The following is a 20,579-nucleotide window of genomic DNA, read 5'->3' as shown; positions in this document are numbered from 1 at the left end:
TACATGACGACGCAGAAGGACCGCCCCTGGGTGATGCGGACGTATGCCGGCCACTCGTCGGCGGCGGAGTCGAATGCGCTCTTCCGGCGCAACCTGGCCAAGGGGCAGACCGGGTTGTCGGTCGCCTTCGACCTGCCCACGCAGACCGGGTACGACGCCGATCACCCGCTGGCGAAGGGTGAGGTCGGCAAGGTCGGCGTACCGGTGGCTCATCTGGGTGACGTCCGGGCGCTGTTCGACCAGATCCCGCTCGCGCAGATGAACACGTCGATGACGATCAACGCGACCGCGATGTGGTTGCTCGCGCTCTACCAGGTCGCCGCGCAGGAGCAGGGCGCGCTGCCGGACGAGCTGACCGGTACGACGCAGAACGACATCGTCAAGGAATACCTGTCCCGCGGCACCTACGCCTTCCCGCCGGACGCGTCGCTGCGGCTCAGCACGGACCTGATCGCCTACACGATCTCGAACGTCCCCAAGTGGAACCCGATCAACATCTGCAGCTACCACCTGCAGGAAGCCGGCGCGACTCCCGTGCAGGAGTTGGCGTTCGCGCTGTCGACGGCGATCGCCGTACTGGACCGCGTGCGCGACGGCGGTCAGGTGCCGGCGGACCGGTTCGGTGATGTCGTGCAGCGCATCTCGTTCTTCGTGAATGCCGGCGTGCGGTTCATCGAGGAGACCTGCAAGATGCGCGCGTTCGTGCGCCTGTGGGACGAGATCTGCGTCAACCGGTACGGCGTGACCGACGCCAAGGCGCGCCGCCTGCGGTACGGCGTACAGGTGAACTCGCTCGGCCTGACCGAAGCGCAGCCCGAGAACAACGTGCAGCGCATCGTGCTCGAGATGCTCGGAGTCACCCTGTCCAAGAACGCGCGAGCCCGGGCAGTCCAGTTGCCCGCCTGGAACGAGGCGCTCGGGTTGCCGCGGCCGTGGGATCAGCAGTGGTCGTTGCGGATGCAGCAGGTGCTCGCTTACGAGTCGGACCTGCTGGAGTACGAGGACATCTTCGACGGCTCGCACGTGATCGAGGCGAAGGTGAACGAGTTGGTCGCCGGCGCGCAGGAGGAGATCGACCGGGTGCAGGCGATGGGCGGCGCCGTCGTCGCGGTGGAGAGCGGCTATCTCAAGCAGGCGCTGGTCGCCTCGCATGCCGAGCGCAGGCAGCGGATCGAGTCGGGCGAGCAGATCGTTGTCGGGGTGAACAAGTTCGAGAACACCGATCCGTCACCGCTGACCGCTGATCTCGACACGGCGATCCAGACCGCGGATCCGCAGGCCGAGGCCGCGGCGTTGAAGTCGTTGCAGGAATGGCGCGCCTCGCGGGATGCGAAGGCGGTCGAGGACGCGCTGTCCACTTTGCGCGAGGCCGCGAAGGGCACCGAGAACCTGATGCACGCGACCCTGAAGTGCGTCCGGGCGGGCGCGACGACGGGGGAGTGGGCCGGCGTACTGCGGGAGGTGTTCGGCGAGTACCGCGCACCGACCGGGGTGTCCGGTTCGGTGGGTGTCTCCGGTGGTGGCGAGGCGATCGCGGCCGTGCGGGAGAAGGTCGCGGCGACGTCGGAGGAACTGGGCGGCCGGTTGCGGTTCCTGGTCGGCAAGCCCGGACTGGACGGTCACTCGAACGGCGCGGAGCAGGTCGCGGTCCGGGCCCGGGACGTCGGGTTCGAGGTGATCTACCAGGGGATCAGGCTGACCCCCGAGCAGATCGTCGCGGCCGCCGTCGCCGAGGACGTGCACTGCGTGGGGTTGTCGATCCTGTCCGGTTCGCACATGGAGTTGGTGCCCCAGGTCGTCAAGGGCCTGCGCGAAGCCGGCCTCGAAGACGTCCCCCTCGTCGTCGGCGGCATCGTCCCCGACGCGGACGCCCGCTCCTTGCTCCACGCGGGCGTCGCTGCCGTCTACACCCCGAAGGACTACGACCTGACGGGCATGATGTCGAATGTCGTCGACGTCATCCGTGGGGCTAACAACCTCTGAAAAAGCAGTGGTGGGTGAGGGCAGGCCAACAACCTCTAGCTCTCCTGCTGGGCGTTGATCAGGTCTTCGACGGACTTCGGGAGGGTGGTTTCGAAGTCGAGGAGTTTGGCCCAGGTGAGGGTGACGGTGAGGACGACCATCTCGGAGTACAGGGCCTTCACGCCTTCGAGCCAGCCGGGGTACTGGTCCTCGGTCATCACCTTGCGGCCGGCGGTCAGGTAGCCCTCGGGGATGCCCTGGACCAGCTCGACCTCCGTGGTGCCGCGGAGCAGGAGGACCTTCGGGGGGAAGGCGCTGGTGTCGATGGTGAGCGCGACCTTCCGGTTCTTGCGCAGGGCGGCGACCTTGGCCGACTTCGGCACGGTGGCCATCACCAGCTTGTCGCCCTCCATCCAGAACCCGATCGGGATCACCCGCGGGTCGCCGTCCAGGCCGTCGTAGGCGAGCCGGGCCGGTGTCGAACCGTTCAGCAGTTGCTGGGAGTACGGCTTGGCCAGGATCTCGGCGATCTCGTTCTGGTTCATGGTGCTGATTCCTTCCGGGTCAGAGGTGCTCTCACCCAGGGGACGAGGCCGCCGCCGGTTTCTCTACATCGCTAGGTTGGAGAAATGCCGGAAACTTTTGCAGTCGGGGCCGGGCAGGTCGAGGTGGCGGACGACGGGGCGGTCGCGGCAGTGCTGCATCCCAGCCGGGGGCACTCCATGTTGCTCACCGAAGGCGTGGTGCACGACCCGGCGCACTACTGGGGCAAAGGATTCGTGATCACCGATCACGGCAGCCATCGCTTCGACGCTCCTGACTTCACCAGATGGCGGCAGACCGGTATCGATCTGCTCTACCGTCTCGGCGAGCTGGAGTTGCGGGTCGGTCGCCGGTTCGGGGAGCACTGGACCGAGACCTACGAAGTACGGAACACCGCGGCGGAGCCGATCGCGATCGGGTCCCTCGCTGTCAGTACGCCGTACCGGGATCTCTACAGCTCCAGTCGGGAGAGCCTCAACGGAGCGGTTCATGCCCATCTCTGGACCGGCGGCGCGGACTCGTGGGCGTGGGCGGTGCCGATGGACGGCAGCGGGCCGGGTCTCGGGCTGCAGCTCACGGAAGGGGAGTTGTGGGCGTACTCCGTCGAGTCCCGCGACGCCGGTACCGGCAGCAACATCCGCGGTCACCTCTATCTCCACGTCACCGACCATGCCCGCGCCCCGCACGCGATGGGCGGTCAGCCTCAGATCGTCCTGCAACCCGGCGACTCGTATCGCTGGACCTGGCAGCTCGGGTGGTACGAGACGCTGGAGGCCTTCCACGCCACCCGCAAGCCGCTCATCGACGCGACCACCCTCGTCGCCGAGGTCGGCGAGTCGATCGCGATCCAGCTGGCCGACCGCGCGACCGGACCGGCGACGGTGACCTCGGAGACACCCGGTACGCAGTACGTCGAAGCGACCGATGGCAAGGTGACGTCTCGCATCAACGTGCTCTTCCACGAGCCTTTGCGCGAGATCGTCGAGCGGCGGGTGCGGTTCGTGCTCGACCACCAGCGGCCGGTCGAGCTGAGCGACAGCCGTCGCTACTCCTTCGTGCCCTACGACAACGAGACCGGCCTGCGCGTGCTCTCCGGCGCCTGGCGCGACTGGTCGGACGCCCGGGAACGGATCGGCACCGCATTGTTGCTCCAGGCAACGCGGGATCGTGGCTGGGGTGATCGCGACGAGCTGGACGAGGCGCTGGCGGGTTACCAGCGGTTCGTCACGGAGTACCTGCTCGCCGACGACGGGACGGTCGCCGACGACAGCCTGCACGAGAGTCGCACGCGGCTCTACAACTTCCCGTGGTTCGCCCGCTTCTTCCTCGGCCAGGGCGACGTCGCGACGGCCGTCCGCATCATCGACCGGTACTACGAACTGGGCGGCGACCACTTCCTGGCGTTCGACCTCGGTCCGATCCTGCGCGAGCTGGCCAAGGTGCCCGAGGTCTCCGGCCGGATGCGCGACCACCTTGCGAGGCATGCCCGCGCCTTCCTCGACTACGGCGACGACCTGCCGCCGCACGAGGTCAACTACGAGCAGTCGATGGTCGCCCCGCTGCTCGAGCTCCTGATCGCCGCTCACCAGGAGGCGCCCGACTCGTTCGATCCCGGCGAGCTCACCCGCCGCCTGCCCTGGCTGACCGCGTTTGCCGCGGACCAGCCCGACGTACGGCTGCGTCATGTCCCGATCCGGCACTGGGACGGCTACTGGTTCGGCCTGTTGCGGCTGTGGGGAGACGTCTTCCCGCACTACTGGTCGATCCTCAGCGCGGCCGTCTACCTGACGTGGCCACGCGAACTGGTGACACCGGCTGAGGCGGCACGGCTCACGGATGCCGGCCGGGCGATCCTCCGGGCCAACCTGGTCAACTTCCATCCCGACGGCTCGGCGACCTGCGCGTTCGTCTATCCCAGCGCGGTCAACAATCGCCCTGCCCACGTGGCCGATCCGCTCGCCAACGACCAGGACTGGGCGCTGGTGTACGCGCTTCGCTTGGGCATCATCTGACCGACATGAGCAATACTCTGAAACTTCCTCACTGAAATCGATGTCCAGTGGTAGCGTCCTCGCATCACGACTGAGTGCCACCAAGTGGTGGCTGACTGTGGTGGGGGACGCCGTGGTTGCGAATCTGAGTCTTGGCCGGCTTGAGCAGCAGAACCTGTCCGAGCACGAGAAGTTGTTCCGCGAAGTACTGCCTGCTGCGGTCGCCGACGCGTACTTCGAACTGCTCGGCCTCGGTCAGCGCCCGCTCGCCGAACACTCGGCCATCGACCAGGAACTGGTCACCCGGCAGCTCGCCTACCCCCACCGCGACCAGGAATCGCTGGTACTGCGGCCGATCGACCCGCTGATCGCGACCACCGGGCTGCTCACCGAGGTGCAACACGAGCTCGCCAGGCAGCAGGAGCGGTTGCAGCAGGGGTACGTCGCGGCCGCCGAGCTGCACCAGCGTCAGTTGCACGACAAGCAGCCCGGCGAGGTGCCGTCGGTCCTGGTCCAGGTGCTGACCGATCCCGACGAGATCGCCGAACGCTGGATGACCTCGATCCACACCACCCAGTGCACCTACCGGTCGATCGCGGTGCACGATCCGGAGCAGATCGCGTCCGCGCTGCCGTCTCCGCTGTCCGCCTGCTGCGACTCGATGACGTTTCGCGAGCTGTGTACGCCGGACTTCCTCGCCGATCCGCGCGGTACCCGGGCAGTCCGGACCGCGATCGAGGCCGGGATGGAGGTCCGTACCGCGCAACACCTGCCGGCCCGGATGCTCATCGTGGACGACCACTTCGCCCTCGTCGGCCTGGACCCGACCGGCACCAGCGGAGCCCTGCTCGTCCGCTCGCCGGCCCTCATCGCCGCCCTCACCCAGTACTACGACCAGCTCTGGTCGGCCGCGACTCCAGTCGTCGCGGCAAGCGCCGTACGGTCCGGACCGAACTCCGAGCAACTCGGCGAGACCGAGCGGGAAGTCCTGTCCCTGTTGGTCCATGGACTCAAGGACGAAGCCATCGCCCGGCATCTCGGCCTGAGTGTCCGGACGGTCCGCCGGCACATAGCGACGCTGATGGACTTCGTCGACGCCCCCACCCGCTTCGCCGCCGGCGCCGCCGCCCAACGCCTCGGCCTCCTCAGCTGACCCCGCGAACCACCTCACCCAAGCCCTGCGGCTGAAACTGCCCACCGGGTCACCGGCCTCCTCGGCTGAGAGTAGGCGGACGCCCAGGCCATCAATGGGGCCGCCGGCGTGGCCGGTCGAGCGTGGCCGCGCGTGTGCCGCGCGGGGTCGCGGGGCTTTGGTGGCTGGAGGTCCGGCTCTCTTGGCCAGTTAGCGAAAGTGTCCACTTCTTCCCTGGTGAGCCGGGGCGGGCGCAGTTCACCCTGGGGGCGATATTCCGCTCCTTCCGCCCCGGAGGTCTCTGCCATGTTCGATCCGAGATCGCGCCTGCTGCGCGGTTATCCGACGCCCCGCTCGGTGCGCTGGATCGCCGCGGTGGTGGGCCTGGCGTTCGTCGCCGAGTTCCTGGTCCCGCCACCTGATGCCGATGCCGCCCGGAAGGCGGCTGCCGCGGCCGCCGCGCAGGCGGTCGCGGACCAGCCCCCGAACGAGCCACTGGAACGGCCGGACGAAGCCTCGGCCATGACGACGGCCAGGATCACCGGAGAACCCGTGATCATCTCCGGCCGGACCACCGAGACAACGCAGTACCGGGCGTTGCCGTCGGGGAAGATCGAGGCGACCGTCGCGGCCGGCCCGGTCCGGATGCGAGCCGACGACGGCGACTGGACGGACGTCGACCTGACGCTGGTTCGCCGGCCTGACGGTTCGGTCGCGCCGATCGCGCATCCGGAGGATCTGAAGCTGTCCGGCGCGGCGGCGGGCAAGGGTGACCATCCGCTCGTGACGATGGGTGCCGCAGGCAAGCAATCGTCGCTGGGCTGGGCCGGACCCTTGCCGGCGCCTGAGCTGGACGGGACCATCGCGACGTACCGGGAGGTCAAGCCCGGTGTCGATCTCGTCGTCGAGGTGACGCGGACGGGATACCAGCAGCAGTTGATGGTGAAGAGCCGTGCCGCCGCGGAGCAGGTGAAGCAACTTCGGATGCCGTCCAAAGGCCTGCAGAACAACGCGCAGGGCCTGCTGATGTGGGACTCGACTGTCGACAAAGCGTCCGGCGAACACACCCGCCGCGCCTCGATCAAACTCGGCCTGGCCAAGGACGCGCTGGTCCTGACGCCGGATGCCGGCTTCCTGAACGACCCGAAGACCGTCTACCCGGTGACGATCGACCCGTCCCAGTCCTCGGGTGCCAACTTCGACACGTTCGTGCAGAACACCTACACCAGCGACCAGTCCGCCGCGACCGAGCTGAAGGTGGGGACGTACGACGGTGGCGGCAACAAGGCGAGGTCGTTCCTGCGGTTCGACAACCAGGAATGGCTGTGGGACAAGCAGATCCAGGCAGCCACGCTCAGTCTGTGGGAGAGCCACTCGTTCTCCTGCAGCGCGGCCGGATGGGAGGCCTGGCGCACGGGCGACGTCGACAACACGGCCCGCTGGACGAAGCAGCCGACGGAGTACGAGAAGGTCGGCACTTCCACGCAGACCAAGGGTTTCTCGAGCTCCTGCGGTGATGGTTGGGTGACGATTCCGGTCACCGCTGCCTTCCAGCACACGGCCACGAACCGGCTCGCCAAGACGACCATCGGTTTGAAGGCGGCCAGCGAGACCGACAACGCCGGCTGGAAGCGGTTCGCCTCCCGGGAGGCTGCGGCCAACCCGCCGTCGGTGACGATCACCTACCAGACCAAGACGGCGGTCAACACCCAGGCCACCGCACCGCAGACGGTCTGCGCGACCGGCACGGCCCGCCCGTACATCTCCAGCCTGACGCCGCAGTTGCGGGCGCAGATCAGCGACGGCCTCGGCGCCCAGGTGTACGGCACCTTCGAGTGGAAGCCGATCAGCGGAACCAGCACGACCGTGAACGTCGGCCCCGGCGCATCCGGCGCCTGGATGGGCACCACCATCCCCAGCGGCGCCCTCCAGGAGGGTGGCAGCTACGCCTGGCGAGTCCAGGGCACGGACGGTACTACGCCCGGTGCGTGGTCCTCGTGGTGTGAGTTCACCGTCGACACCATCTCCCCGGCAGCGGCGCCCACTGTCTCCTCGACGACCTACCCCGTCTCGCAGTGGTCGGGTGGGGCAGGCACGGCCGGGACCTTCACCTTCGGCGCCTCCGGAGTCAGCGACGCCGTCGCCTACGAGTACGGCATCGACACGAACCCGCCGGACCAGGTCGTGAACGCTGCCACTCCAGGGGCGACCACGAGCATCAGCATCACCCCGACGGCGGACGGCCCGCACACGTTGTGGGTCCGGACGAGAGACCGGGCCGGCAACCGATCCCCACTGACGGCCTACCAGTTCGCCGTGGGCGGGGGCGCAGTACTGACTCCTAAGGCTGGTGACATCAGTGCGGCCAAGACTTCCATCACCGGTGCCGCGCGTTCCACCGCCACCGGTGTCACCTATCAGTGGCGTCGCGGCGACACCGATGCCTGGGTCGACATCCCCGCGGCACATGTGCAACTGGCCGCGGGCGGTGGTGCTGTCACCTGGCCGCTCCCGACCTCTGGGGGCGGCCAGTTCCCGAAGCTGAACTGGAACATCGAGGCGACCCTGGCTGCGGCGGACGCCCAGTCGATCCCGCGCGACGGACCCCTTCAGTTGCGCGGCACCTTCACCGGCGGTACTGCGGCGTCCTCCGGCGCGGTGAAGCTCACCTTCGACCGCAACCTGGCCAACGCGGCCGCGGAGGAGATCGGTCCGGGTGAGGTCAACCTGCTGACCGGCAACGTCAGCCTGTCCGACACCGACGTCACGGTCGACTCCTACGGCAGCGACCTGACCGTGAGCCGCACCTACAACAGCCGGCAGTCCGCGAAGGCCGACGGCTCGGGCATGTTCGGTCCCGGGTGGGTCTCCAGCGCGGTCGTCGACGAAGCGGAGACGCCGTACACCTCCCTGGACGTCTACGGATCGCTCCGCCAGGTCGGTACGCCGGATGGCGACGTGGTCGGCTTCACCGCCCGCGACGGCGTCAACTTCGATCCGGAGGTCGGTCAGGAGACGCTCAAGCTGACCTACGCCTCCACGACCGACACCTACAAGCTCACCGACGACCAGGGCACCATCGTCACGTTCGGCCGGATCGCCGGGTCCGCGGCCGGCAAGTATGTCCCGACCGTCACCACCATGCCAGGCAGCAACCAGAGGACGTCGTTCGTCTGGGAGCGGGTGACAGTCGGAGGTGCCGAGGTACTGCGGCCGACCCGGGTACTCGCGCCCGTGCCGGACGGCGTCAGCTGTACGACGGTTGCCCGTGGTTGCCGTGCGCTGAACTTCACCTACGCCACCACCACGACTGCCACCGGCACAACCGAGTCGACCTGGGGTGACTACGTAGGCCGGGTGAAGGAGATCTCCTTCACCGCTTGGGATCCTGACCTGGCCACCCCGGCCATGCGGACTGTTCCGATGGCCCGGTACAGCTACGACAACACTGGTCGGCTCCGGTCGGTGGCCGATCCGCGGACCAGCGGCAAGGACACCTACGACTACCAGTCGGACGGCGTTCTCTCCACCATCAAGCCCGCGGGCAAGGAGCCGTGGCAGCTCAGCTACACCACAGTTCCGGGTGACTCCGGTGCCGGCCGCCTGCAGAAGGTGACCCGCTCCGCTCTCGCTGCAGGTACTGCGGTCGAGACGGTCGTCTACAAAGTCCCACTGTCCGGCTCTGGTGCTCCCAACGACCTTTCGCCGACACAGACCAAGCGCTGGGGGCAGGTGGAGGCTCCGACCGACGCCACTGCCATCTTCCCGGCCGACCAACTCCCGAACGGCTCCAGCTGGGAGCGGGCGACCGTCAGGTACCTCGACGCCAACGGCCGCGAGGTGAACGAGGCCAAGCCCGGCGGCAACCTGACGGCGACTTGGTACGACGGCTTCGGCAACGAGGTCCGTACGCTCACCGCCGAGAACCGCAAGCGGGCCCTGGACCAGTCCTCCTCCGACAACGACGTCGCGGAGCAGACACTGTCTCAGACCTACTCCACGATCAACACCTATTCACTGGACGGTGTGCGGCTGGAGACCACGCTGAAGCCCGAGACGGAGGTCCGCCTTGCCAACGGGACCACCACCAGAGGCCGCCAGCTCAACCGGAAGACCTACGACCAGGGCGCGCCGACCACTGGCGGCCCGTACAACCTGGTGACCACCGACGAGACGCAGGTCCGTGTCTGGGGCGCCGGCGGTACGACAGTCGAAGCCGACCGCCGAGTCACGACCACCGGCTACAACTGGACACTCCGGCAGCCGACAGTGGTCACCAACGATCCAGGCGGTCTGGCACAGACGGTCCGTACGACGCTTGACCCGGTCACTGGACTCGAAACCTCGACCACCCAGGCCGCCGGCGGCACCACCACCAACACCCCGGCAACACGCAAGACGATCAACTACCGGGCTACGGCGGGCTCCGGGTACGCCGAGTGCGATCTCCACCCGGAATGGGCCAACCTGCCGTGCCGGGTTCAGCCCGGCGGCCAAGCGGCCACCGGCCCGGAACTGCCCGCCACGGTCACGACGTACGACATGTACAACCAGGAGCGGGTGCGGACCGAGAAGACCAGTGCGGCGACGTTGCGGACCACCACGACGACGTACGACGCTGCTGGGCGGGTGCTGGAGACGAGCGTGACGGGTCTCGGTACGGCCGTGCCGACCGAGCGCAACGTGTACGACGCGGTCACCGGCGAGCACCTGCGGACACAGTCCGTCTCGGGCGGCTCGGTCACCGCCGAGGTGGTTCGCGGCTACGACACGCTGGGCCGGCTCACGTCGTACAAGGATGCCGATGGCAACTTGTCGACCACGACGTACGACCTGCTGAGCCGGGCGGCCACCAGCACCGACGGACTGGCCACCCGGACCTACGGCTACAACTTCCGTGGGTTGCTCACCTCGGTCGCCGACAGCCAGAGCGGCACCTACACCGGCGACTACAACGCCGACGGCACGCTGGTGACCGAGACCTGGCCGAACGGCGTCAAGGTGGACACCTCGTACGACGAGGCCGGCGAGGAAGCTGGAATCACCTACAGCAAGCCGGGTTGCGCGGCCAGCGACTGTACTTTGTTCCGCGAGGTGCTGACCAGGTCAGGCCTGGGCCAGACGGCGAAGCGGGTCAGCACCTTGTCCTCCCAGGTCTACGCCCACGACCTGGCGGGTCGGGTCTCGTCGGTGCAGGACACGGTCGGCGAGAAGTGCGTGACCAGGGCGTACTCGCTGAGCGTCGCGACGAACAGGTCCACCAGTACGGAGTACGGTCCGGCCGCGGACGGCAGTTGCCAGTCCGATACACCTGCGAGCAGCAGGACATGGACGTACGACACAGCGAACCGGGTCACCACGGCCGGCTACGAGTACGACGCCCTGGGGCGGACCACGAAGGTACCGGCCGTCGACACCGGCAACCCGGCCGGTGGAGAGCTCACGGCGACGTACCACGCGGACAGCCTGGTCGACACGATCACCCAGGCCGGCCGGACGACCGACTACAGCATCGACGTCACCGGTGAACGGGTGCGGTCCTGGACGGACAACGCGACCGGTGAGGTGCAGCGCAACGTCCACCACTACGACGGCGACGACGACTCGCCGGTCTGGACGCAGGAGGGTCCCGATCGGTGGACCCGGGTCATCGCCGGACTGAAGGGCATGAGCGCAGTACTGGACAGTGACAGCGGTGCACCGGAGTGGCAGGTCTCCGACCTGTCCGGCGACATCGTCGCGACCATCCACGATGGTGACCAGGGCCTGTCGACCACGGGAGAGGCCACGGAGTACGGCGGGTTGAGTGACTCCGAGGCGATCGGCAAGCAGCGGTACGGGTGGCTCGGCGCCGAGCAGCGCGCCGCGGACGCGCCGTCCGGGATCGTGCTGATGGGGGTCCGTCTCTACAACCCCGTCAGCGGACGTTTCCTGCAGACCGACCCGGTCTACGGCGGTAGCTGCAACGCCTACGAGTACACCTGCGCGGACCCGGTCGACAAGACCGACCTGGACGGGAAACGGACTTGTCTGGGCTTCCGGAAGTGGTGCTTCAGCATCGGCAAGCGGAAGTCGAAGTGGAGCTGGTGTGGGGACTGCTTCATCATGCATGCCGGCCGGAAGTTCAAGAAGTGGACGGACAGGCAGATCCGGCGCGGTAAGAAGTACGGCAAAGCGTGCGTGATGGGCGCGGTCGGCTTGTCCTCGACCAGGGGAGCACGGGGCCGGTACGGGTACCGGCCGCGGTACAAGATGAACTGGAAGAGATGGGGCTGGCAGGGCTGCTACCGCTCGGTGGTCAGCAAGTGGTTGTGGAGCCGCTGATCTTCTACCAGAACTGCCCGGCGACGCCGGGCAGTTCTGGCCAGTAAGGGAAGTTGTCCACTTCTTCCCTGTCGGTGAGTGGGCTCAGGCAGCACGCTTGAGCTCGAGGAGTTCCGTCCCGCCCACCCTCAGGTTCCCGCCCACTGCTCGCCCCTCAGCTCACACCATCCGCCGCGTCGCCGCGCGATGTGCTGTGCCGTGCGTGGAAACCGGCTTCGCAGAGAGGTTCCCCATGCCCTATCCGAGATCACGCCTGCTCGGCGCCTATCCAGGCCGCCGATCAGCGCGCTGGATCGGCGTCACGGTCGGCCTGGCCCTGGTGGCCGCCGTGCTGCAGAATCCCGCTGAAACCGTGGCTGCCCCCACGGACGACACCACCCAGACCGCCGAACAACCCCTCGAGCGTCCTGACGAGGCAGCCGCCGTCGTCACCGCCAGGATGACCGGCAAGCCGGTGCTGATCACCGGCAAGACCACCGAAACCACCGAGTACCGCGCGCTGCCGTCGGGCCGGATCGAGGCGACCGTCGCCGCCGGTCCGGTCCGGATACGGGACGAGGACGACGAATGGATCGACGTCGACGTGACGCTGGTCCAGCGGGCCGACGGTTCGGTGGCTCCCAAAGCCCATCCGTACGGGCTGAAGCTCGCCGGTGCCACCACCGGCAAGGCAGACCACGAACTGGTCAGCATCGGTGCGAAAGGCCAGCGTTCCAGCCTCGGCTGGTCCGGACCGTTGCCGGCTCCCGAGCTCGATGGCAACGTCGCCACCTACCGCGAGGTGAAGCCCGGCGTCGACCTCGTCGTCGAGGCGACCCGGACGGGGTACCAGCAACACCTGCTGGTGAAGAACAAAGCAGCTGTTGCCCAGGTCAAGCAGTTGCGGATGCCGTGGAAGACCGACGGGATGACCACCAAGCTCGACGGCGAAGGTGGCCTGAAGGTCTCGTCAGCCACCGTGAGTCGCGACGTACCGGCTCCGGTGATGTGGGACTCGACCGTCGACGAAGCATCCGGTGAGCACACGCGGCGGGCTCCGGTCGGGCTCGGCCTGGCCAAGGACGCGCTCGTCCTGACGCCGGACGCCCGCTTCCTGAACGACCCGAAGACCGTCTACCCGGTGACGATCGACCCGTCGCAGAGTTCGGGCGCGAGCTTCGACACGTTCGTGCAGAACACCTACACCAGCGACCAGTCCGCCTCGACCGAGCTCAAGCTCGGCACCTACGACGGCGGTGGCAACAAGGCCAAGTCGTACCTGCGGTTCGACAACCAGGAATGGCTGTGGGACAAGCAGATCCAGGCCGCCACGCTGAGCCTGTGGGAGACCCACTCGTTCTCCTGCGCGGCAGCGGGCTGGGAAGCGTGGCGCACCGCCGAGGTCACGAGCGCGGCGCGCTGGACCGCGCAACCGGCCGAGCTGGAGAAGGTCGGTACGTCGACGCAGACGAAGGGGTTCTCGAGCTCCTGCGGCGACGGCTGGGTGACGGTTCCGGCGACTGCCGCGTTCCAGCACACGGCCACCAACCATGCGGCCAAGACCAACCTCGGCATCAAGGCCACCAGCGACACCACCAACGCGGGCTGGAAGCGGTTCGCGTCGCGTGAGGCCGCGGCCAACCCGCCCTTCGTGACGATCACCTACCAGACCAAGACCGCGGTGAACGCCCGGACGACCGCACCCGAAACGGTCTGCGGCACCGGCGCCGCCCGTCCGTACATCTCCACCCGTACGCCGCAGTTGCGCGCGCAGATCAGCGACGGTCTCGGCGCTCCGGTGCACGGCAACTTCGAGTGGAAGCCGATCGGCGGAGCCACCACCACCGCCACCGAAGGCCCCGGCGCATCCGGCGCCTGGATGGGCACCACCATCCCGAGCGGTGCTTTCGAGGAAGGTGGCAGCTACGCCTGGCGAGTCCAGGGCACCGACGGTACGACGCCCGGCGCGTGGTCGGACTGGTGTGAGTTCACCGTCGACACCCTCGCGCCCGCGACCGCACCGACCGTCTCGTCCACGACGTACCCCGTGGGTCAGTGGTCAGGAGCGGCCGGAACGGCCGGGACCTTCACGTTCGGCGCTTCGGGTGTGAGTGACGTCGTCGCCTACGAGTACGGCGTCGACACCAACCCGCCGGACGAGGTGATCAACGCCGCCACTCCGGGGGCGACCACCAGCATCAACATCACTCCGACCGCGGACGGGCCGCACACGTTGTGGGTCCGGACCCGGGACCGGGCCGGCAACCGGTCGCCGCTGACGGCGTACGAGTTCGCTGTCGGTGGTGGCGCGGTGATCTCACCGAAGACGGGTGACGTCAGCGCGGCCAAGACCTCGATCGTCGGCACGGGCCGGAGTACGGCCACCGGCGTCACCTACCAGTGGCGTCGCGGTGACACGGACGCCTGGGTGACGATCCCGGCCGCTCACGTCAAGGTCGCCGCCGGTGGCGGGTCAGTGACGTGGCCGTTGGCAACCAGTGGCAACGGGCAGTTCCCGAAGCTGAACTGGGACCTCGAGGCTACCCTGGCCGCGATCGACGCCCAGTCGATCCCGCGCGACGGGCCGGTCCAGATCCGCGGCAACTTCACCGGTGGCACCGCGGCGTCCTCGGGTGCCGTCAAGCTCACCTTCGACCGCAACCTCGCGACGGCGGCCACCGAAGATGTGGGTCCCGGTGAGGTCAACCTGCTGACCGGCAATCTCTCGATGTCCGAGACCGATGTGTCGGTCGACTCCTACGGCAGCGACCTGACGGTCAGCCGGACCTACAACAGCCGTCAGTCGGCCAAGACCGACGCGTCGGGCATGTTCGGCCCGGGCTGGATCTCCGGCGCGGTCGTGGACGAGGCCCAGACGCCGTACACGTCCCTCGACGTCTTCGGAACGCTGATCCAGGTCGGAACGCCGGAGGGCGACACGGTCGGCTTCACGGCTCGCGACGGCGTCAACTTCGACCCCGAGGTGGGGCAGGAGAGCCTGAAGCTTAGCTACGCGAGCACGACCGACACCTACAAGCTCACGGACGAGCAGGGCTCGATCGTGACGTTCGCCAAGGTCACCGGGACAGCAGCAGGGAAGTACTACCCGAAGACCACGGCGCTGCCGGGCAGCAACCAGATCACCACCTACAACCGGGAGCGGGTGACGATCGCCGGTGCCGAGGTGGTCCGGCCGACCCGCATGCTGGCACCAGTGCCGGACGGGGTCAGTTGCGCGACGATGGCACGCGGCTGCCGGGCACTGAACTTCACCTACGCCACGGCGACCACGGCCACCGGTACCACCGAGGCGAGCTTGGGTGACTACCTCGGGCGGGTCAAGGAGATCTCCTTCACCGCTTGGGACCCGGACCTGGCCACGCCGGCGATGCGGACCGTGACAGTTGCGCGGTACGCCTACGACAACGCCGGCCGCCTGCGTTCGGCCTGGGACCCCCGGCTCGACTCCGGCACCACCCACGTCGGTGACAGCTACACCTACCAGGCGGACGGTGTGCTCGCGACTTCCAAACCGGCCGGGCAGGAGCCTTGGCAGCTGAGCTACACCACGCTGCCGAACGACCCCGCCATCGGGCGGATCGCCAAGGTGTCCCGCTCCGCCCTGACCGCGGGCACTGCTGTAGAAACCGTTGTCTACAAGGTGCCGCTGTCCGGAGCGGGCGCGCCGTACGACCTGTCTCCGGGGCAGACCAAGCGGTGGGGGCAGGCAGAAGCGCCCACTGACGCCTCGGCCGTCTTCCCGGCAGACCAGGTGCCTGGCGGCAACCCAGCGACCGGCACGCTGCCGACGAACTGGGAGCGAGCGACCATCAGCTACCTGGATGCCAACGGCCGGGAGGTCAACACGGCGGCACCGGGCGGCCACATCACCACGAGCTGGTTTGACGGCTTCGGCAACTCCGTTCGCGCACTGACCGCGGAGAACCGGCAACGGGCCCTGAACCAGTCGGCGTCGGACAACGACGCCGCGGAGCAGACCCTGGCGCAGGCCTACTCCACTGTGAATACCTACTCGCTGGACGGAGAGCGGCTCGAGACCACTGTTGGTCCTGAGACGGAGCTCCGCCTCAGCACCGGTGCCACAGTCCGGGGCCGGCACCTCACTCGCAACACCTACGACCAGGGCGCGCCCGCCACCGGCGGTCCGTACAACCTGGTCACCACCACGGAGACGCAGGTTCGGCTCTGGGGCGCGGGCGGTACCGCAGTCGAGGCAGATCGCCGCGTGACGGCCACTGCCTACAACTGGGCACTGCGCACGCCTACGGTGACGACTGTCGACCCAGGAGGATTGGCCCGGACGATCCGCAGCACCCTGGACGCGGTCACCGGTCTCGAAACCTCGACGACCCAGGTCGCGGGCGGTACGACCACCACCACCCCGGCCACGCAGAAGCTGATCTACTACCGGGCCACCGCCGGCTCGGGGTACAGCGAGTGCGACCTGCGGCCTGAGTGGGCGAACCTGGTCTGCCGGATTCAGCCGGGTGGCCAGGCGGCCACTGGACCTGAACTGCCGGTCAAGGTGCAGACCTACGACATGTACAACCAGCAGAGAGTACTGGTCGAGAAGACCAGTGCCGGGACACTGCGCACCAGTACTACGAAGTTCGACTCCGCCGGCCGGATCTCTGAGGTCAGCGTTGTGGCGGCAGCAGGCCTCGGTACGCCGGTTCCGATCCAGCGCACCATCTACGACCCGTCCGACGGCAACATCCTGCGGAGCCAGTCGGTCGTCAACGGGACGGTCACCGCCGAGATCGTCCGTACCTACGACACTCTCGGCCGGATCACCTCCTACAAGGATGCCGACGGCAACTTGTCCACCACCACCTACGACCTGGTGGGCCGGCCGGCGACCACCTCGGACGGCAAGGGCACCCGGACCCACGGATACGACTACCGCGGTCTGCTCACCACGGTGACCGACAGCCAGACCGGCGCCTACACCGGCAGCCACAACGCCGACGGGCAACTCGTCAGCGAGACCTGGCCCAACGGGGTCAAGGTCGACACCCGGTACGACGAAACCGGCGAACCGGCCGGGATCACCTACAGCAAACCAGGGTGCTCCTCCGGCGACTGCACTTTGTTCAGTGAGTCGCTGACCGGTAATGCCGCCAGCCAGACGGCCCGGCGGGTGTCCACCCTGTCCAGCCAGCTCTACCAGCAGGACGCGGCGGGACGGGTCACCTCGGTCCAGGAGATTGTCGGCGAGAAGTGTGTGACCCGGACCTACGGGTTCAACTCGGCGACGGACAGGACGAGCACCGCGGAGTACGGGCCGGCTGCTGACGGCAGTTGCCAGACGACGACGCCCGCGACTTCGCGTACCTGGACCTACGACGCGGCGAACCGGGTCAACACGCCCGGCTACGTCTACGACGCTCTCGGCCGGACCACGACGGTGCCGGCGATCGACACGGGAGCGCCTGCGACCGGGAACGTGACGGCCACCTACCACGCGGACGACCTGGTCGACACAGTCACCCAGGGCGGCCGGACGACGGACTACACCCTCGACGTCACCGGTGAGCGGATCCGGTCCTGGACCGACAACTCGACCGGCGAGGTGGCGACGAACGTCCACCACTACGATGCCGACGAGGACTCACCGGCGTGGACCGAGGAAGGCGTGGGCCGGTTCACCCGGGTCATCCCGGGGCTGTCCGGCATGACCGCGATCCTCGACAGCGACTCCGGCGTACCGGAGTGGCAGATCGCCGATCTGTCCGGGGACATCGTGGCCACCATCCACAGTGGCGACGAAGGACTGTCCAGCACCAGCGAGGCCGACGAGTACGGTCAGCTCGGCGACCCCGAGGCAGTCGGAAAGCAGCGCTACGGCTGGCTCGGTTCGCAGCAGCGGGCCGCGGACGCACCGTCCGGGATCGTCTTGATGGGCGTCCGGCTCTACAACCCGACCACCGGGCGCTTCCTGCAGGTCGACCCGATCTGGGGCGCCGGCTGCAACTCGTACGAGTACACCTGCGCCGACCCGGTGGACAAGATCGACCTGGACGGCAAGTGGCCGTGCTGGACCAAGAAGTGTGTGCTCAAGGCGGCCGCGAAGAAGCTGAAGGCACTCAAGAAGAAGATCAAGCGGAACAAGTACGTGCGCTGGGTCTGGCGCAAGGTGGTCAAGAACAAGTACGTGCGGGCCTGTATCAAGGGCGCCGGTGGCGGGATGCTGCGGAAGTCCTTCTGGGCCAAGTACAAGAAGCTCCCGTACAAGATCGGCCGCTGGGGCGCGCAGGGTTGTGCGTTCGGCGTCGTCAGTACGTACGTCTGGAAGCGGGTCAGGCAGTGGAGGCCCAAGTACCCCTTCCCGTCCAGCTACACGTGATCGGCTGAACAAAGCCCGGGCGGCCCGCACAGGGCCGCCCGGGCCCGGCAGTTCCGCTCCTCGCAGTTCACCGGCCTGCGCTGTCTCCTGCACCGCAGGCCACGCAGAAAGGTCATGCGCATGTCCCCTGATCCCAACCCGCGCATCCGCCCCGGCGCCCGCCCGGCCAACCCGTCCCACTCCGCCCGCTTGGTCCGCCCGCCCCGCTCGATCCACCCGCCCCGCTCGATCCGCTTGGCCGGCTCGGTCCGCTCGGGCCGCTGGGTCGTCGCGGTGGTGGGCCTGGCTTTGGTTGCCGGTCCGCTCCACGCACCTGCCGTGGCCAGACCGGTCGAACAGCAGCCTGCCGTGCTCGATGAGGCGGCGGCTCTCGTCGCCGCCAGTACGACCGGCAAGCCTGTGGTCATCACAAGCAGGACCACCGACACCACGGAGTACCGCGCGTTGCCGACCGGCCAGATCGAGGCGACGATCGCCGGTGGACCGGTGCGGATGCGTTCCGGGAACGGCTCGTGGATCGCCGTCGACGTCTCACTCGTCCGGCAAGCAGATGGCTCGGTCGCCTCCAAGGCTCATCCCTACGGGCTGAAACTCTCCGGGCCTACTGGTCCAGGTGATCACGATTTGGTTGCTCTCGGCATCAATGGCAAGCGCTCCGCCGTCGGCTGGTCCGGTCCGTTGCCGGCTCCGGAGCTCGACGGGACCACAGCGACTTATCGCGAGGTGAAGCCCGGCGTCGACCTGGTCGTCGAGGCGACCCGGACGGGGTACCAGCAGCGTCTGGTGGTGAAGACCCGGCAGGCCGCAGTACAGCTGAAGCAGCTCAGGATGCCGTGGAAGGCGGAGGGCGGCGACGTACCAGCTCCGACGATGTGGGACTCGACTGTGGTTTCCGGCGAGCACACGCGGACAGCCGCGGTCGGACTCGGCCGCGCCAAGGGAGCGTTGCTGCTGACCCCGGATGCCCGCTTCCTGAGCGACCCGCAGACCGTCTATCCGGTGACGATCAACTCGTCGGAGACGTCGGACGCGAACTTCGACGCGTTCGTCCAGTCCAGCTACAGCACCGACCAGTCCGGGGCGGGCGAACTGAAGATCGGTACGAACGACAGCGGCGCCAACAAGGCCAAGTCGTATCTGCGGTTCGACAACCAGAACTGGCTGTGGGACAAGCAGATCCAGGCCGCCACGCTGAACCTCTGGGAACACCACTCGTACTCCTGCACAGCCAAGGGATGGCTGGCACACCGAGTGGCCAACGTGACCAACACGGCCCGCTGGACGAACCGGCCGGCGCAGTACGAACAGGTGGGAACGTCGACCCAAACCAAGGGCTGGGGGAGCGCCTGCAGCGACGGCTGGGTGACAATCCCGGTGACCGCGGCGTTCCAGTACACGGCGGCGAACAAGCTGACCAGCACCAGCATCGGCATCAGCGCAGCGAGTGAAACGGACAACTACGGTTGGAAGAAATTCGCCTCCCGCGAAGCCGCGGCCAACCCGCCAACGGTCACCGTCACCTACCAAACCAAAACGGCCGTAGACGACCGCGGCACCGCCCCCGAAACCGTCTGCACCACCGGCCCCGACCGCCCAACCATCGCCAGCCTGACCCCCCAACTAAGAGCCCAAGTCAGCGACACCACAGGCGCCCCGGTCTACGCCGTCTTCGAATGGAAAGTACTAGGCGCCCCCACCAGCACCACCACCACCGAAGGCCCCGGCGCCTCCGGCTCCTGGCTAGGCACCACCATCCCCGACGACACCTTCACCGAAGGCACCACCTACACCTGGCGAACCCAAGGCACCGACGGCACCACCCCCGGCGAATGGACAAGCTGGTGCGAATTCACCGTCAACACGATGTAAGAGGAGAAGAGAGCAAAGGAAAGAGCTAAATAGAGTGCTGCCGCAGGTCAGCAGACATCCTCAGGCAGCTTGGCGCTCAGAAACACCCGACTCTGTGCCGAAGGACAGGATGTAGTGCCCGATTCCTGACTGCTGGCTTGTGAGCTGAGCGTGGGTGCGCACTCGCCGGTGGAGCACCTCCTGTCGCTCGGCACACGAGCCGGGCCATCGCGCATCGCAAACCTCGAGACCGCGCGCCCGCCAGCGCGGCCAACCACGTAGGCGGTTCGCCCGCGCGATGAGGAGGGGCCGGAGCGCGGGAGCAACCCAACCACCTCTTGTTGGCCGAGCTGGCCGGCCACGCGGACCAACCCAACCACCCCCGCTTGGCCGAAGTGGCCGGCACCACTCGCGGTTGAATCGCGCGACGTAG

General features: G+C 67.9%; 7 protein-coding genes. 6 read left to right on the top strand and 1 reads right to left on the bottom strand.

The features are described 5' to 3' along the window. The first annotated feature begins 3 nt into the window (after positions 1-3). Entirely contained in the window at positions 4-1,983 is a 1,980-nt protein-coding gene (locus tag AB0F51_RS33165) for a protein meaA (RefSeq protein WP_360286207.1), read from the top strand. A 35-nt stretch (positions 1,984-2,018) separates the two neighbouring features. Here the strand turns inward: AB0F51_RS33165 and AB0F51_RS33160 are convergent, their stop codons facing one another. After that, positions 2,019-2,507, bottom strand: coding sequence for a pyridoxamine 5'-phosphate oxidase family protein (locus AB0F51_RS33160; RefSeq protein ID WP_360286204.1), 489 nt, complete (start codon positions 2,505-2,507; stop codon positions 2,019-2,021). Between the two features lie 84 nt (positions 2,508-2,591). On the opposite strand from AB0F51_RS33160, the gene AB0F51_RS33155 reads away from it, so the two are divergent. From AB0F51_RS33155 to AB0F51_RS33135, 5 genes are all read left to right on the top strand, one after another. Then, positions 2,592-4,517 (top strand): hypothetical protein, encoded by a 1,926-nt coding sequence (locus AB0F51_RS33155; protein WP_360286201.1) that lies wholly within the window; start codon positions 2,592-2,594, stop codon positions 4,515-4,517. 40 nt (positions 4,518-4,557) lie between these two features. Continuing rightward, entirely contained in the window at positions 4,558-5,649 is a 1,092-nt protein-coding gene (locus AB0F51_RS33150; RefSeq protein WP_360286199.1) for a LuxR C-terminal-related transcriptional regulator, read from the top strand. Positions 5,650-5,934: 285 nt separating this feature from the next. Continuing rightward, positions 5,935-11,952 carry a DNRLRE domain-containing protein gene (locus AB0F51_RS33145; protein WP_360286197.1) on the top strand — a complete coding sequence of 2,006 codons (6,018 nt, stop codon included), beginning with the start codon at positions 5,935-5,937 and terminating at the stop codon, positions 11,950-11,952. A 232-nt stretch (positions 11,953-12,184) separates the two neighbouring features. Further along, on the top strand, positions 12,185-18,298 hold the full coding sequence (locus tag AB0F51_RS33140) for a DNRLRE domain-containing protein (protein WP_360286195.1): 6,114 nt from the start codon (positions 12,185-12,187) through the stop codon (positions 18,296-18,298). A gap of 120 nt (positions 18,299-18,418) precedes the next feature. Next, positions 18,419-20,167: a DNRLRE domain-containing protein gene (locus AB0F51_RS33135; RefSeq protein ID WP_360286193.1), complete on the top strand. Its 1,749-nt coding sequence runs from the start codon at positions 18,419-18,421 to the stop codon at positions 20,165-20,167. Positions 20,168-20,579: the final 412 nt, after the last annotated feature.

Origin of the sequence: Kribbella sp. NPDC023855, assembly GCF_040639475.1 — a bacterium.
Taxonomy (GTDB): Bacteria; Actinomycetota; Actinomycetes; order Propionibacteriales; family Kribbellaceae; genus Kribbella.
Note: the sequence above shows the minus strand (reverse complement) of the source record. Positions and strands in the feature narration are given on the sequence as shown.

What these genes read in the sequence shown, in the direction of transcription:
- AB0F51_RS33165 (WP_360286207.1), top strand. Translation starts at nt 4, where the DNA reads ATGACGACGCAGAAGGACCGCCCCTGGGTGATGCGGACGTATGCCGGC.
- AB0F51_RS33160 (WP_360286204.1), bottom strand. Translation starts at nt 2,507, where the DNA reads ATGAACCAGAACGAGATCGCCGAGATCCTGGCCAAGCCGTACTCCCAG.
- AB0F51_RS33155 (WP_360286201.1), top strand. Translation starts at nt 2,592, where the DNA reads ATGCCGGAAACTTTTGCAGTCGGGGCCGGGCAGGTCGAGGTGGCGGAC.
- AB0F51_RS33150 (WP_360286199.1), top strand. Translation starts at nt 4,558, where the DNA reads ATGTCCAGTGGTAGCGTCCTCGCATCACGACTGAGTGCCACCAAGTGG.
- AB0F51_RS33145 (WP_360286197.1), top strand. Translation starts at nt 5,935, where the DNA reads ATGTTCGATCCGAGATCGCGCCTGCTGCGCGGTTATCCGACGCCCCGC.
- AB0F51_RS33140 (WP_360286195.1), top strand. Translation starts at nt 12,185, where the DNA reads ATGCCCTATCCGAGATCACGCCTGCTCGGCGCCTATCCAGGCCGCCGA.
- AB0F51_RS33135 (WP_360286193.1), top strand. Translation starts at nt 18,419, where the DNA reads ATGTCCCCTGATCCCAACCCGCGCATCCGCCCCGGCGCCCGCCCGGCC.